The sequence below is a fragment of the Burkholderia sp. BCC1638 genome, from assembly GCF_902833195.1.
Taxonomy (GTDB): domain Bacteria; phylum Pseudomonadota; class Gammaproteobacteria; order Burkholderiales; family Burkholderiaceae; genus Burkholderia; species Burkholderia diffusa.
The window spans coordinates 54422-68877 of the sequence record NZ_CADFEC010000031.1; the positions used below are offsets into that span (position 1 = coordinate 54422).

The window sequence follows — 14456 nt, forward strand, 5'->3', positions numbered from 1 at the left end:
CCAGGGCGCCGCGGCCGCTTTTCCCTCTTTTCCGTTGGTGCAAATCGTTATGAATCCGGCAATGAACCAGCCGTTGCCCGTCACCGTGCTGTCCGGTTTCCTCGGCGCCGGCAAGACCACGCTGCTCAATCACATCCTCGCGAACCGCGCGGGCCTGAAAGTCGCCGTGATCGTCAACGATCTCGCGGCGGTCAACATCGACGCGTCGCTCGTGCGCGATGCGCAGGCGCTGTCGCACGTCGAGGAACGTCTCGTCGAGATGTCGAACGGCTGCATCTGCTGCACGCTGCGCGACGACCTGCTCGTCGAGATCCGCAATCTCGCGGCGGACGGCCGCTTCGATGCGATCGTGATCGAATCGACCGGCATCGCGGAGCCGATGCCGATTGCCGAAACCTTTACGTTCGTCGACGACGACGGCGCGTCGCTGTCGAGCGTCGCGCGCCTCGACACGCTCGTCACCGTGGTCGACGCCTACAATTTCCTGCGCGACTACGGTTCCGACGACGCGCTCGCGACGCGCGGGATCGCCGCATCGGACGAAGACGATCGCACGCTCGTCGAGCTGCTGATCGAGCAGATCGAATTCTGCGACGTGCTGGTGATCAACAAGGCCGATCTCGTCGGCGCGGACGAACTCGCGCGCCTGCAGCACATCCTTGCGCGGCTCAACCCGCGCGCGCACCAGGTCGTGTCGACGTTCGGCAACGTGGCGCTCGGCGAAGTGCTGAACACCGGCCGCTTTGATTTCGACGAAGCCGCGAACGCGCCGGGCTGGCTCGCGTCGCTCGATCACGATCACACGCATTGCGACGATCCGGAGTGCCACGATCCGCATCACGCGCACGTGCATGGCGAAGCCGACGAATTCGGCATCGGCAATTTTGTTTACCGCGCGCGCCGGCCGTTTCATCCGGCGCGACTCTGGGCGCTGCTGCATCAGGAGTGGCCGGGCGTGCTGCGCAGCAAGGGCTTCTTCTGGCTCGCGACGCGCAACGACATCGCGGGTTCGCTGTCGCAGGCGGGCGGCGTGTGCCGGCATGGCCCGGCAGGTCTCTGGTGGGCCGCGCAGGATCGCGCGGAATGGCCGGACGACGACGAGTTGCTCGCCGAAATTCGCACGGAGTGGCAGGGCGACCTCGACGACCGCTCGGTCGGCGATCGCCGTCAGGAACTCGTGCTGATCGGCATCGGGCTCGATGCCGACGCATGGCGCGCGAAACTCGACACATGCCTGCTCACCGATGCGGAATTCGCGCTCGACGCGCCGCAATGGGCCACGTTCGACGACCCGTTTCCGGTGTGGGATGTCGATTCGCATGACGACGAAGACCCGGGCGACACGCAGATCGTGCACGCGTAATACACGGTAAAACTCGGGAAAAACGGCTGCGAACAGTAACCGTTAAATCTTGCAAGAGTGACGCGAACTGTGGCGAAAATGCCGCGCGCACCCAACAAAAAACCCGCCGGAAGGCGGGTTTTTTTCCTGGAACAGGCGCTGAATTAACGCTTGTTGACGGCGTCCTTGAACGCCTTGCCAGCCGTGAACTTGACCGTCTTGGCTGCCGGGATCTTGATGGTTTCGCCCGTCTTCGGGTTGCGGCCCGTACGTGCTGCGCGCTTGCCCGAACCGAAGCTGCCGAAGCCGATCAGCTGAACCGCATCACCCTTCGACACGGCCTTCTTGATGACTTCGAGCAGCGTGTCCAGCGTTTCGCCGGTTTGAGCCTTGCTGGCGCCCGTTTGGGCGGCGACGGCGTCGATCAGTTCCTGTTTGTTCATTAAGGTTCCTTTTTCAGGTTAGGTTTGACACGAACAGCGCGAACGCGCCGATTATACGTGCGCGAACCGTGCCGTCGAGAGTCAGACTCCGACGGCACAGCGCCGAATCCTGGCCCGCGCGACGTGCCGTCCGGCTTGCCGGCGGCCACCCCGCGGTACGGCGTTGCTATGATAGCGCAGCGCAAACCCAATAACGACAAGGGTTTCAAAGATTTTCATCGGTATTTCGCCGAATGAATCGTCGATTGCCCGTTTTTTGACCTGCGCCAACCGGACAGGATACGCAGCCGGGTCCGCCATCGCGCAACGCCGTTGGTTTTTGCCAACGGCCCGCCGGGCGCCTCCGCGCAATCCCTTGCCAGGCTTGGCTGCCACGTTTTTTGTTTCGCATGCCCGATCGACTCGTTCTCGCCACGCTCGCGTTTCGCGACGACGGCACCCTCGTCTCGCCCGCGTACGGCGACATCTATCACAACGTCGCGGGCGCGCTCGCGCAGGCGAGCCACGTGTTCATCGCGGGCAACGCGCTGCCCGCGCGCTGGCAAGGCCGCCGCACGTTCACCATCGTCGAGACGGGGTTCGGCGTGGGCGCCAACTTCCTCGCGACCTGGGCCGCCTGGCGCGACGATCCCGCGCGCTGCGAGCGGCTGCATTTCGTGTCGTTCGAGAAACATCCGTTTTCGCGCGATGATCTGCGCCACGCACTGTCAAAGATAGTTGCGAATACAACCATATCGACAGAAGCGGGGATGCTCGCCGATGCGTGGCCGATGCTCGTTCCAGGTTTTCATCGCCTCGAATTCGACGCCGGCCGCGTCGTGCTCACGCTCGCGCTGGGCGACGCGCGCGAGATGCTGCCGAAACTGGTCGCACGCGCCGATGCGTTCTATCTTGACGGCTTCGCGCCCGCGAAAAACCCGGAGCTCTGGTCGGCTGAGGTGTTTCGCGCACTCGCACGCGTCGCCGCCGACAATGCGACCTTTGCGACGTATTCGAGCGCGGGCGTGGTGAAACAGGCGCTCCTCGACGCGGGTTTCACATATCGCAAGATCGCCGGGTTGGCCGGCAAGTTCGCGATGCTCGCGGGCGAATATGCACCGCGCTGGCGGATGCGCCGGCACGAACCGCCGCGCGCATTGCCGGTTGCCGCGCGCGATGCGATCGTGATCGGCGCGGGCCTGGCCGGCTGCGCGGTCGTCGAACGGCTTGCGACACGCGGCTGGAACGTCACGCTGATCGAGCGGCACGCGCGGATCGCGAGCGATGCATCGGGCAATCCGGCCGGTGTATTTCATCCACTGATGACGCGCGACGACAACGTCGCGAGCCGCCTCACGCGCAGCGGTTTCCTGCATGCGCTCGCACGCTGGCGCGCGCTCGAGCAGGCCGGCCATGCGTTCGCGCGCAGCACCCGCGGAATGATTCATCTCGCGGAATCGGCCGACGATTTCGTGCGGATGCGCGAGGCGTTCGACGCGCTCGGCGCACCGTCCGACTACGTGTCGCTGCTCGACACCGACGCCGCACGCGCGCATCTGAACCTGCCGGTCGCACATGGCGGCCTGCTGTTTCCGCACGGCGGTGCCGTATGGCCGGCAGCGCTCTGCGCCGCGCAAGTCGCGGCGGCCGGCGAGCGCGTGCAACTGCTGGCCGGCACCGAGGTCGCTCGACTCGAGCGTGACGGCGACACGTGGCGCGCCGTCGATGCGGCAGGTGCGACGCTCGCCGAAGCGCCGGTCGTCGTGCTCGCGAACGCGGGCGATGCCGTGCGTCTCGCCGGCCTGCGGCATGTCGCGCTGCAGCCGGTGCGCGGCCAGTTGACGCTGCTGCCGCCCGGCAGCACGGCGCCGCTGCCGTGCCCGGCGATCGGCGATGGCTATGCGGTGCCGCTCGACGACGGCACGCTGCTGATCGGCGCAACGTTCGAACCCGACGACCTCGATCCTGCGATGCGCCCCGCCGGACATATCGAAAATATCGAGCGCGTGCGGCATCTGCTGCCCGGCCTGATCGGCGAGCTGCCGGACGTCGGGACGCTGCGCGGGCGCGTCGCGTTTCGCTGGGTCGTCGCCGACCGCGTGCCGGTGATCGGCCCGCTTGCCGACGAAGCGCAGACCATCGCGAACGCACGCGCGCTGAGCGGTGCGAAGGCGCGCGACCTGCCGCGCACCGCTGGGCTCTACGGCGCATTCGGCTACGGCTCCCGTGGCCTGGTGTGGGCGGCGCTCGGCGCCGAACTGATCGCGTCGCAACTCGAAGGCGAGCCGCTGCCGCTCGAGCGCGAACTCGCCGATGCCGTCGACCCCGCCCGATTCCTGATCCGTGCGCTGCGCGGCCGCCAGATCGGCTGATCTCGTCAGCCGAAATCTCACAGTCCTTCGATTTTTTCGCGCAAGGTTATCCACTCGACGCTGTGGATAACCGCGCGGAATCCACGCGCGGTTCGTGTGCAATCACAGTGGACGTAAACTGGGCAACTCGGCACAGTCGTCCAACGGCCCGAAAGTTGCTCAACTCAAACCGCTGTGAGCAAACAGCCTGTGCAACGGGTTATCGCTGCGCCAACACCTTGATCTTGTTGCGTAAACCGAAGTTATCCACAGAACTGTGCGCGTCTTGTTAACTTCTACTACGTATATATACAAGTAAACCGTTGAAACCAAAGACCTGTGGCGCCTCACAGGGCCGCGAGTCGATTCGATCGGTTCCGGAGCGAAAAAGCTGTGGCACAATCGGTTTCCTTCGCGTTCGTTCGGCCAGGCGCCGGACATGCTTCAATGGAACGGTCGGCACGATTTCGAATCTGAATCTTCGAGACTGCGCAGTCCGTTCACACACCAGGCCGACAATCCAGATCGGCAGCCTGAACGACAGTTCCGCCGGACGGCGGAAAAAGGCGGATCCCATGTCCCGCCGTCGTCGACCACAACAATCACATTCGGGGCGATACCCAGCCGGCGCGCATCTCATTTCTGACGCTTGACCCCGCGCCGCTGGCGATTGCTTCCAAAGGAGAAGTCACCACGATGAAGTCGGCGTTCTCATTCCTGCCCAACTGGCCGCTCGCGCCGGATGCCGTGTTCTGGGCCGGGCTCGCGTTGTTCGCGGCCGGTCTGTGCGGCGAGCTGTGCTACCGCGCATGGCGGTTGCCGCGCATCACCGGCTATGCGGTGATCGGTCTCGTCGCCGGTTCGTTCGGATTCGGCGTGATCGACGCGAGCACCGACGAAACCTCGCGGCTGCTGATCGACGTCGCACTCGGCCTGCTGCTGTTCGAACTCGGTAGCCGTCTCGACCTGAAATGGATTCGCCGCAATCCGTGGCTCATTGCGTCGAGCCTTGCCGAGGCGACGCTGACGTTCGTGCTCGTGCTGTTCGTGATGCTCGCGCTCGGCGTGTCGGGCATGGTCGCGCTCGTGCTGTCGGCGATCGCGATCGCGACGTCGCCGTCGATGGTGATCCAGCTCAAGACCGAACTGCGTGCGGAAGGGCAGGTGTCGCAGCGCCTCATCACGCTGACCGCGCTGAACAGCGTGTACGCGATCGTGCTGACCAAGCTCGTCACGAGCTGGCTCCACCAGGAGGCGTACGGGAACGTTTTCGCGACGATCCTGCAGCCCGTCTACCTGATCGCCGGTTCGTTCATCGTCGCGTACCTGGTCGCGCGCGCGTGCAATTACCTGTTCCGCCACATGACCTCGACGATGCGCGACGAGCATTCGTTCGTCGCGCTGTTCGGCCTCGTGATGCTCGCGATCGCGGTGGCGCAGGCGTTGAAGCTGTCGACGCTGCTCACGCTGCTGCTCGCCGGCATCATCGTGAAGAACCTCGAAGCGCGGCCGCAGCTGTGGCCCGAGCATTTCGGCACGGCCGGCTGGCTGCTGACGGTGGTGCTGTTCGTGCTGACGCTCACGTCGTTCACGTGGGGCGACATCGCGCTCGGCGGGCTGCTCGCGATCGCGCTGATCGTCACGCGGCTCGTGGCGAAGCTGGCCGGCGTCGTCGCGTTCGCGAAGCCGAGCGGCATCGGGATGAAGCAGGGCATCGCGCTCGGTATCGCGCTCACGCCGATGTCCGCGCTGTCGTACCTGCTCGTCGACGACACCTACCAGCTCTATCCGAATTTCGACCCGCATCTGCGCGCGATCGTGATGTGCACGATCGTGATCCTGCAGCTCGTCAGCCCGTTCGTCGTCTACCGCTGCCTGTCGGCGGTCAGCGAACGCAGCGACGGCAACTGATTTCCGGAACCTGCCATGGCACTCGAAACTTTCGTCAATTCCGAACCGTTCACGTTCGGCGTCGAACTGGAGATCCAGGTCGTCAACACGCACAACTACGACCTGACCAAGGCGGCATCCGACCTGATGCGCCTCATCCAAGGCGAGACCTTCCCCGGCAACATCACACCCGAAATCACCGAGAGCATGATCGAGCTGTCGACCGGCATCTGCCATTCGCACGAGCAGGCGGTCAGCGAGCTGCACGCGATCCGCGACGTGCTCGTGAAGGCGGCCGACCAGCTCAACGTCGGGCTCGCCGGCGGCGGCACGCACGCGTTCCAGCAGTGGAGCGACCGGCAGATCTACGACGCGCCGCGCTTCCAGTACATCTCCGAGCTGTACGGCTATCTCGCGAAGCAGTTCACCGTGTTCGGCCAGCACGTGCACATCGGCTGTCCCGATCCAGACAGCGCGCTGTTCCTGCTGCACTCGATGTCGCGCTTCATTCCGCACTTCATCGCGCTGTCCGCGTCGTCGCCGTTCGTGCAGAACGTCGACACCGGCTTCCATTCGGCACGCCTGAATTCGGTGTTCGCGTTCCCGCTGTCGGGCCGCGCGCCGTTCGTGCTGACCTGGGACAGCTTCGAGGAGTACTTCATGAAGATGGTCAACACGGGCGTCGTCAACTCGATGAAGGACTTTTACTGGGACATCCGGCCGAAGCCCGGTTACGGGACGATCGAGGTGCGCGTGATGGACACGCCGCTGTCGGTTGATCGCGCTGCCGCGATTGCTTGCTACATCCAGACGCTCGCGCGCTACCTGCTGACCGACCGGCCGCTGAAGCTGTCGGAGGACGACTATCTCGTCTACACATTCAACCGTTTCGAAGCGTGCCGCTTCGGGCTCGAGGGCACCTGCGTCAATCCTCAGACAGGTGAGCGCCGCACGATCGCGGAAGACATCCTCGACACGCTCGACCGGATCGCGCCGCATGCGGCCGCGCTCGGCTCGCGCGCGGCGCTCGACGAGATCGGCGCGCTCGCGAAGGCGCGCGTGAATGACGCATCGTGGTTGAGAACCGTTTTCAAACAGGAAAAATCGCTGAACGAGACGGTCCGTCAGCAGTGCCTGCGCTGGCGTGAATGAAAAAATGTTTTGCAGATTACAGGCTCGACCGCGCGGCGATTCGCTGAACGCCGTTCGGCGCCGATTCGTGCGCAGCGCGTCGCCAGTCGTCCTGAAAATCTGTGGATAACCCGATATTCCGCTTCAAAGTCAACGCTCTGCGGGATGGATAACCCGGTGGACCGATGCTGTCGGCACGATGGCCGATTCGAACAGGAAAATGTTTGCGCGTTCGGTTGTGGGGTCGGCAGAGATTGCCGGCACAACGAAAAAATCCGGTTATCCAGCGATTTTCCACAGAATGCAGGGGATAACTTAGCTGTGCGATTTTCCGCTCTCGCTTAGAATGTCGGCTTTGCGGACACCGGAACGACCCGTGTCTCACCGGTCGCCGCGAACGCGACCGCCGCGTGTGCCTCGCGACGGCCGTGTCGACGCTCTTCAACGGGCGTCTGTTTTGAGATGACATTCGATCTCCACACTACGGCTGCTCGGCGATCCGGGCGGCGGCAAAGCGAAAAGACTATGAGCGAAGGCGTTTACGGGAATCAGGCTTCGGGACGTGTGACCCACAGCTTGCTGCGGTTGAGTACGGCCATGCGAAGCCAGGCATGGGATTGGGCGGAAGGCGCAGGCCTCACGCCGACGCAGGGCGAGATCCTCGTGCTGCTGCTGCAACGCAAGGGCCCGATGCGGCTCGGCGAGATCGCACGCGAGACGCAGCTCACGGCTGCGACCACCAGCGATGCGGTCAGCACGCTCGAGACGAAGGGTCTCGTCGAGAAGCGTCGCGCACTGGACGACGGCCGTGCGCTCGCCGTGCGCCTGTCGGCCCGCGGCCGTACCGCGGCGAAGAAGGCGCTGCAATGGCCTGAATTCCTGACGAAAGCGGTCGGCAAGCTCGGTGCGGACGAGCAGGGCACGCTGTACCGTGCGCTGCTGAAGACGCTGCGCGAACTGCAGGTGGCCGGTGCGACGCCGCCGCAGCGCATGTGCCTGACGTGCGCGCATTTCCAGCCGGGCAAGCAGTCGAAGAAGACCGTGCATCACTGCGCGGCGCTCGATCTGTCGATGGCCGACAGCGATCTGCGTCTCGATTGTTCGGTGCACGAAGAAGCCGACGCGGCGACGCAAAAGAAGACCTGGAAGGTGTTCGCCGGCTGACGTCCGTCGATCGACCGGGAGGCCGATGATGAACGCAGAAGTGGTCGCGATCCGCCACGTGCATTTCGAGGACCTCGGCAGCTTCGAGCAGGTGCTCGGAGAGCGCGGGCGGCGGGTGCGCTACGTCGACGTCGGATCGTCGCGCGTCGAGGCGCTCGACGCGCTCAAGCCGGCGCTGCTCGTGATGCTCGGCGGGCCACTCAGCGTGTACGAGGACGGGCAGTATCCGTCGATCGCGCCGCTCGCGGCACTCGTGCGCCAGCGCATCGACGCCGGACTGCCGATCCTCGGCATCTGCCTCGGCGCGCAGTTCATCGCCCGCGCGCTCGGTGCGCGCGTCTATCCGGCTGCGCAGAAGGAACTCGGCTGGGCGCCGCTGACGCTCACCGACGCGGGCCGCGCGTCGCCGCTGCGCCACCTCGACGGCGCGGTGACCTCGATGCTGCACTGGCATGGCGATACGTTCGACCTGCCCGGCGGCGCGATCCATCTCGCCTCGACACCGGCGTGCCGCCACCAGGCGTTCGCGTGGGGGCAGCACGTGCTGGCGCTGCAATGTCATCCTGAAATCCGCACCGACCGTTTCGAACCCTGGCTGATCGGCAACGCCGGCGAAATCGCGTCGACGCCCGGCATCGACGCGCGCCAGTTGCGCGCCGACACCGTTCAGCACGGTCCTGTGCTGGAGACGGCCGCGCGACGCATGTTCGGCGAGTGGCTCGACAGCGTCGGGCTTTGATCCCGGGCGAGCGGCATCGCGCGTGACCGGCCCGCGGGCGGGCATTGCCGGCCGGTGCACCGCCGTACGCCGCGTGCACGCTGCCTCGTTGCCGGCTGCACGCCGGCCCTGCCTGACCATCCGCTTACTGCCGAACCGGCTGCCAGCAGGCTTCGAGCCCGCATGCTACGCTGGTCCGCTCTTTCCCTTTCCTGGCGAGCGGCATCCATGACTGCGCTGTTTTCTCCGTTCACGCTGCGCGGCGTGACCCTTCCGAACCGGATCGTGATCTCCCCGATGTGCCAGTACTCGGCCGAGCGCGGCGAGGCGACCGACTGGCACATGATTCACCTTGGCCATCTCGCGCTGTCCGGCGCGGGCTTGCTCTGCATCGAAGCGACCGCCGTCGAACCCGACGGGCGCATCACGGCCGGCGACCTCGGCCTGTGGGACGACGTGACCGAAGCGGCGCTCAAGCCCGTGCTGGGGGCGATCCGCAAGCATTCGCCGGTCCGGGTCGCGATGCAGCTTTCGCATGCGGGGCGCAAGGCGTCGAGCGAGGTGCCGTGGAAGGGCGGCCAGCTCGTGTCCGTCGCCGATGGCGGCTGGCTGCCGCATGCGCCGTCGGCGTCACCGCACAAGGACGGCGAGACGCCGCCGCTCGCGCTCGACGCGGCCGGCCTGAACCGGATCCGCGAAGCGTTCGCTGCGGCCGCGAAGCGTGCGGCGCGCCTCGGCATCGATGCGATCGAGGTGCACGCGGCGCACGGCTATCTGCTGCATCAGTTCCTGTCGCCGCTTTCGAACCAGCGCACCGACGAATACGGCGGCTCGCGAGAAAACCGGATGCGCTTTCCGCTCGAGATCTTCGAGATCGTGCGCGCGGCGTTCCCGGCGGACCGGCCGGTCGGCGTGCGCGTGTCGGCGACCGACTGGGTCGAGGGCGGCTGGGAACTCGAGGATACGATCGCGTTTGCGCACGAACTGAAGCAACGCGGCTGCGACTGGATCGACGTGTCGTCCGGCGGCGTGTCGCCGCTGCAGAAGATTCCGCTGTCGCCCGGTTACCAGGTGCCGTTCGCGCAGGCGGTGAAGCGCGCGGTCGGGATGCCGACGATCGCCGTCGGCCTCATCAACGAGCCCGCGCATGCGAACCGGCTGATCGAGTCCGGCGACGCCGATTTCGTCGCGATGGCGCGCGCGATGCTGTACGACCCGCGCTGGCCGTGGCATGCGGCCGCCGAGCTCGGCGCGCAGGTTTCGGCGCCGCCGCAGTACTGGCGTTCGCAGCCGCGCGAGCACAAGACGTTGTTCGGCGACATCGCATTCGGCCAGCGTTGAGCGTCATGCGCGCGATATTGCGCGCGATGTTGAACGAAGCAATCGTGAACGTGTAGGATGCGGGTGATTCGCCGCATGCCCCGACGCGGCACCGACCGGTGCCGCGTTTTCGTTTCGCGCGACGCAGGGCCGCGCAGGACGCAAACGCGGCCGTCTTCCATTCAAGTCGTCTTCAAAGGATTCGTTCGATGAGTTCACGCAGGATCTCGGTGCGCCGCTCGGGAGTACACGGCAAGGGCGTGTTCGCGGTGGAGCCGATCAAGGCCGGCGAACGCGTAGTGGAATACAAGGGCGAGCGAATTTCGTGGAAGGAAGCGCTGCGCCGCCATCCGCACGACCCGAACGAGCCGAATCATACGTTCTACTTCGCACTGGAAGAGGGCGGCGTGATCGACGGCAAGATCGACGGCAACAGCGCGCGCTGGATCAACCATTCGTGCGCGCCGAACTGCGAGGCCGAGGAGATCAAGGGACGCGTGTTCATCCACGCGCTGCGCGATATCGGGCCGGAAGAAGAGCTGTTCTACGACTATGGCCTCGTGATCGACGAGAAGCTGACGAAGAAGCTCAAGCGCGAATACGCGTGCCATTGCGGCGCGGCCGCGTGTCGCGGCACGCTGCTCGCCACGCCGGACGACGACGGCAAGAAGAAAAAGAAGAAGGACCGGAAGTCGGAGTCCGGCGCGAAGGACAAGAAAAAGAAGAAGTGACCGGCGCGGCCGCGCATCGTGCGCGGCTGCTTCACCTTCACCGGATGGCCGCCGCGCGGCCGTCCGTCCCGCCCGATACTGGCTGGCGCGCGCGCTTCAGTGCGTCGGCGCGGCGGCCGGCGTCTCGCTCGCCGGCTTCGCGGTGCGCTTGGCGAGCGGCACCCGCACCACGAAACGCGAACCGCCTTCCGCTGCATCCTCGTACGACACCGTGCCGCCGTGCATCGCGATGATGTCGTGCACGATCGCGAGCCCGAGCCCGGCGCCCGTCTCGACGCCGTTGCCGCTCTGCGCATCGCCGCGGAAGAAGCGCTTGAACAGGTCGGCCTGCTGGCCGGCCGGCACGCCCGGGCCGTTGTCCTCGACGACGATCTCGGCGGCCGGCTGGCCGTCCTCGAGCGCGCCGCGCGCGACGTTCACCGTGATCCGCGCGCCGGCCGGCCGTGCGAGCGGCACGTATTTCAGCGCATTGTCGAGCAGGTTCGCGATCACTTCGCGCAGCAGCACGGGGTTGCCGCGCACGTTCAGCGTCTCGTCTTCGCCGGGATCGTCGCTGCGCTGGAAGCCGAGGTCGACATGCGATGCGAGCGCGCGCGGCACCCACTCGGCGCCCGTCTCGAACGCCATCGCGGCCAGATCGACGTCGACGAAACGCGCGGCCTGTTCGCCCGGCTCCGCACGCGCGAGCGACAGCAACTGGTTCGACAGCCGCACCGCGCGGTCGGCGGCCGCGCGCAGTTCGCGCACCGCGGCGTAGGTCTGCTGCGGGTCGCGCGCGACGGCGGCCTGCTCGGCATGCAGCTTCACGGCCGTGAGCGGCGTGCGCAACTGGTGCGCGGCGTCCGCGATGAACTTGCGCTGCGCGTCGAGCGCGGTCTTCAGGCGGCCGAGCAGCGCGTTCATTGCGCTCGTCAGCGGCCGGATCTCGAGCGGCACGTCGGTCTCGTCGACCGGCTCCAGCGACGTATGGGTCTGCCGGTTCAGCGAATCGGCGAGATGCGTGAGCGGGCCGAGCTGCTGGTTCACGACCCGCCACACGATGCCCCAGCCCGCGAGCAGCAACAGCAGCAGCGGCATCATGATCGCGACGAGGAATTCGGCCGCGATCCGGTAGCGGTGCCGCACCGGCTGCGCGACCTCGACCACCATCGGCTTGCCGCCTTCGACATCGTCGACGCGCACCTGCGCGACGCGAACCGCGCGATTGTCGTACTCGGCCTCGAACACGTACGCGTGATGCATGCGGCGCACGTTGATGCCGCGCAGCGGCAGCTTCGGGTCGCCGGCGAGTTCCTGTTCGCCGTCGCTGATCCGGTAGATCAGCGCCTCCGCCGGATCGGAGAACATCGCCTGCGCGAGCGGTGGCACCGTGAACGGCGCGTCCGGCCCGGCGATCTGGATCTGTTTGGAGATGGCGGTGGCGAGATCGGCGAGCGAGCGGTCGATCACGTGTTGCGTGTATTGCCACGCGAGCCAGTAGGCAATCAGGCCGCTCATCAGCGCGAGCATCGACAGCGGCGCGGCGAGGCGTCGAAGCAGCGAGCGGCGCAGGCTGGTGGTGACAGCCGGATCAGAAGACATTTCGACGGGCAAATGGATAAGCGCCGCTCACGGGGAGCGGCGCGGACGTGCGTCGGACGGCGACGCGGGCAGGGCGGCTTGCCGGCGGCACGCGGCCGGCCGGCGTGCGGCGCCGCTCAGACGCTCGCGGTCTGGCGGATTTCCTGCAGCAGGTAGCCGAAGCCGCGCACCGTGACGATTTCGACACGGCACTGCTCGAGTTTCTTGCGCACCCGGTGCACGTAGACTTCGATCGCGGTGTCGCCGAGATCGCCGCCGAAGTGCGTGAGGTGATCCTGCAGCTGGGCCTTGCTGACCACACGGCCATGACGCAGCAGCAGCATTTCGAGCACCGCGAATTCGCGCGGCGACAGTTCCAGCGGCTTGTCGTCGTTGAAGATGCGACGATCGACGCCCGACAGGCGGACACCGCCGAGCGACACTTCCGGACGCGGCATGTCGCTGTGCGGGCCGCTGCGGCGCATCACCGCGCGGATGCGCGCTTCGAGCTCGGCCGGCTCGAACGGCTTGAGCATGTAATCGTCGGCGCCGGAGTTCAGGCCCTGAATCCGGTCGTTCAATTCGTCGCGCGCGGTCAGCACGATGACCGGCGTGTGGCGATTGGTCTGGCGAAAGCGTGTGAGCAGCGTCATTCCGTCGATGCCCGGCAGGCCGAGGTCGAGGATCACGAGTTCGTGGCGGTTTTGTGCCAGCGCCTGTTCGGCAAAGATGCCGTCATGCACCATGTCGACGGTGAAGCCAGCCTGCTCGAGGCTGCTCTGGATACCGCGTGCGATGGGGCGGTCGTCTTCGATCAGAAGGAGTCGCATGAAGTTCGCTCAAGTACAATGGGTTGGCGGTTCAGGCACGCGGACAGCACGACGCCGTTTCCACAGGGGCGCCGCATCGCCTGACAATCAAGCATGGCGGCCAGCGAACGATTAAATCCAATCATGTCCGATATTTCGATTCACGACCTCGAAGCCGCGATCAATTTCTGGCGCGCCCGCTCGCCGTCGAGCGGCGACGAACTCAAACTCTGCGAAGAGGCCAGCGCGCTCTCCAAGCCGTATGCGCTGCTGATTGTACAGCGCGAAGGCGCGCTGCAACTGGAAGGTTTGGACCCCAAGGCGCGGAAAGCGTACGAGACTTACGTGCGCCTTAAGGATGGCTTGGAAAGCTGAAGGCTTTCGCTGAGTACATCCTAGAAAACGTTCATCGAAATGAAAAGTTGACGCGCCGCGCGTCGAAAGACGCGCGGCGGTAGAGGAACGTCTCAGGCGGCCGGTTCCGTGTGGGCGCACACCTGGTCGATGAACGTCGCGAGCGCGATGTCGCGTTCGGTCAAGCCGTCCGCGTCGTGGGTCGACAGCGTCACGTCGACGCGGTTGTACACGTTGAACCATTCCGGATGGTGGTTCATTTCCTGCGCCTTGATCGCGACACGCGTCATGAAGCCGAAGGCCTCGTTGAAATCGGCGAAGCGCAGGCTGCGCTGGATCGCGTCGCGGCCCGGCACGGCCGTCCAGTGCGGCAGGCCTTCGAGCCGGGTCTTGCGTTCTTCTGATGTGAGCTTGTGGATCATGTTGCACCTCGTTCGGTAACGGCGCCCGCACGCGGGCAAGGGCCACGCGGCAAAGCCGGTACCGGTCATTGTTTCATAGTTGCGGGACGGCCATCCGGGGACGGACATCGGGAGGGTGCCCCTATGTGTTTCGTCAAGCGGTAGGGGCTGACTTGGGTTGGTAAATGGTGCCGTCGCGCAGCATGGCGAACAGGACGTCACAGCGTCGCCGTGCGAGCGCGATGAGCGCTTGGTTGTGGCGC

The 14456-nt window shown here is 65.8% G+C and carries 13 protein-coding genes; 9 read left to right on the forward strand and 4 right to left on the reverse strand.

The features are described 5' to 3' along the window. The first annotated feature begins 49 nt into the window (after window positions 1–49). A complete protein-coding gene (locus HWX22_RS26510) occupies window positions 50–1363 on the forward strand; it encodes a GTP-binding protein (protein WP_175916711.1) in 1314 nt (437 codons plus the stop codon). Window positions 1364–1506: 143 nt separating this feature from the next. Here the strand turns inward: HWX22_RS26510 and HWX22_RS26515 are convergent, their stop codons facing one another. After that, window positions 1507–1785, reverse strand: a complete 279-nt coding sequence (locus HWX22_RS26515) for an HU family DNA-binding protein (RefSeq protein ID WP_006401505.1) — start codon at window positions 1783–1785, stop codon at window positions 1507–1509. A gap of 389 nt (window positions 1786–2174) precedes the next feature. On the opposite strand from HWX22_RS26515, the gene mnmC reads away from it, so the two are divergent. The 7 genes from mnmC (at window position 2175) to HWX22_RS26550 (ending at window position 11069) form a co-directional block, all read left to right on the forward strand. After that, complete coding sequence (mnmC, locus tag HWX22_RS26520; RefSeq protein WP_175916712.1) at window positions 2175–4136, forward strand: bifunctional tRNA (5-methylaminomethyl-2-thiouridine)(34)-methyltransferase MnmD/FAD-dependent 5-carboxymethylaminomethyl-2-thiouridine(34) oxidoreductase MnmC; 1962 nt, start codon at window positions 2175–2177, stop codon at window positions 4134–4136. A gap of 675 nt (window positions 4137–4811) precedes the next feature. After that, window positions 4812–6026 carry a cation:proton antiporter gene (locus HWX22_RS26525; protein ID WP_059531269.1) on the forward strand — a complete coding sequence of 405 codons (1215 nt, stop codon included), beginning with the start codon at window positions 4812–4814 and terminating at the stop codon, window positions 6024–6026. A gap of 15 nt (window positions 6027–6041) precedes the next feature. Further along, window positions 6042–7157: a YbdK family carboxylate-amine ligase gene (locus tag HWX22_RS26530; RefSeq protein WP_034183814.1), complete on the forward strand. Its 1116-nt coding sequence runs from the start codon at window positions 6042–6044 to the stop codon at window positions 7155–7157. A gap of 504 nt (window positions 7158–7661) precedes the next feature. Then, entirely contained in the window at window positions 7662–8300 is a 639-nt protein-coding gene (locus tag HWX22_RS26535) for a MarR family winged helix-turn-helix transcriptional regulator (protein WP_059531266.1), read from the forward strand. Between the two features lie 28 nt (window positions 8301–8328). Continuing rightward, the gene (locus HWX22_RS26540; protein WP_175907822.1) at window positions 8329–9039 is read left to right on the forward strand and encodes a glutamine amidotransferase; all 711 of its coding nucleotides are present in this window, start codon (window positions 8329–8331) and stop codon (window positions 9037–9039) included. Window positions 9040–9246: 207 nt separating this feature from the next. Then, on the forward strand, window positions 9247–10359 hold the full coding sequence (locus HWX22_RS26545) for an NADH:flavin oxidoreductase/NADH oxidase (RefSeq protein ID WP_175907820.1): 1113 nt from the start codon (window positions 9247–9249) through the stop codon (window positions 10357–10359). Between the two features lie 188 nt (window positions 10360–10547). Further along, on the forward strand, window positions 10548–11069 hold the full coding sequence (locus HWX22_RS26550; RefSeq protein ID WP_175916713.1) for an SET domain-containing protein-lysine N-methyltransferase: 522 nt from the start codon (window positions 10548–10550) through the stop codon (window positions 11067–11069). Window positions 11070–11165: 96 nt separating this feature from the next. Here HWX22_RS26550 and HWX22_RS26555 read toward each other — a convergent pair whose 3' ends face one another. Further along, the gene (locus tag HWX22_RS26555; protein ID WP_059531258.1) at window positions 11166–12650 is read right to left on the reverse strand and encodes a sensor histidine kinase; all 1485 of its coding nucleotides are present in this window, start codon (window positions 12648–12650) and stop codon (window positions 11166–11168) included. 116 nt (window positions 12651–12766) lie between these two features. Next, window positions 12767–13459, reverse strand: coding sequence for a response regulator transcription factor (locus HWX22_RS26560; protein ID WP_006401494.1), 693 nt, complete (start codon window positions 13457–13459; stop codon window positions 12767–12769). A gap of 123 nt (window positions 13460–13582) precedes the next feature. Between HWX22_RS26560 and HWX22_RS26565 the strand changes: the two genes are divergently transcribed. Continuing rightward, window positions 13583–13813, forward strand: a complete 231-nt coding sequence (locus HWX22_RS26565; RefSeq protein WP_006756491.1) for a DUF3717 domain-containing protein — start codon at window positions 13583–13585, stop codon at window positions 13811–13813. 92 nt (window positions 13814–13905) lie between these two features. On the opposite strand, the gene HWX22_RS26570 is transcribed toward HWX22_RS26565, so the two are convergent. Continuing rightward, on the reverse strand, window positions 13906–14283 hold the full coding sequence (locus tag HWX22_RS26570) for a 4a-hydroxytetrahydrobiopterin dehydratase (RefSeq protein ID WP_257127694.1): 378 nt from the start codon (window positions 14281–14283) through the stop codon (window positions 13906–13908). Window positions 14284–14456 lie beyond the last annotated feature (173 nt).

Bases quoted from the DNA above. Each gene is read 5' to 3' on its own strand.
- HWX22_RS26530 (WP_034183814.1), top strand. From the start codon at position 6,042: ATGGCACTCGAAACTTTCGTCAATTCCGAACCGTTCACGTTCGGCGTC.
- HWX22_RS26545 (WP_175907820.1), top strand. From the start codon at position 9,247: ATGACTGCGCTGTTTTCTCCGTTCACGCTGCGCGGCGTGACCCTTCCG.
- HWX22_RS26515 (WP_006401505.1), bottom strand. From the start codon at position 1,785: ATGAACAAACAGGAACTGATCGACGCCGTCGCCGCCCAAACGGGCGCC.
- HWX22_RS26535 (WP_059531266.1), top strand. From the start codon at position 7,662: ATGAGCGAAGGCGTTTACGGGAATCAGGCTTCGGGACGTGTGACCCAC.
- HWX22_RS26555 (WP_059531258.1), bottom strand. From the start codon at position 12,650: ATGTCTTCTGATCCGGCTGTCACCACCAGCCTGCGCCGCTCGCTGCTT.
- HWX22_RS26570 (WP_257127694.1), bottom strand. From the start codon at position 14,283: ATGACCGGTACCGGCTTTGCCGCGTGGCCCTTGCCCGCGTGCGGGCGC.
- HWX22_RS26540 (WP_175907822.1), top strand. From the start codon at position 8,329: ATGAACGCAGAAGTGGTCGCGATCCGCCACGTGCATTTCGAGGACCTC.
- HWX22_RS26550 (WP_175916713.1), top strand. From the start codon at position 10,548: ATGAGTTCACGCAGGATCTCGGTGCGCCGCTCGGGAGTACACGGCAAG.
- HWX22_RS26565 (WP_006756491.1), top strand. From the start codon at position 13,583: ATGTCCGATATTTCGATTCACGACCTCGAAGCCGCGATCAATTTCTGG.
- HWX22_RS26510 (WP_175916711.1), top strand. From the start codon at position 50: ATGAATCCGGCAATGAACCAGCCGTTGCCCGTCACCGTGCTGTCCGGT.
- HWX22_RS26525 (WP_059531269.1), top strand. From the start codon at position 4,812: ATGAAGTCGGCGTTCTCATTCCTGCCCAACTGGCCGCTCGCGCCGGAT.
- mnmC (WP_175916712.1), top strand. From the start codon at position 2,175: ATGCCCGATCGACTCGTTCTCGCCACGCTCGCGTTTCGCGACGACGGC.
- HWX22_RS26560 (WP_006401494.1), bottom strand. From the start codon at position 13,459: ATGCGACTCCTTCTGATCGAAGACGACCGCCCCATCGCACGCGGTATC.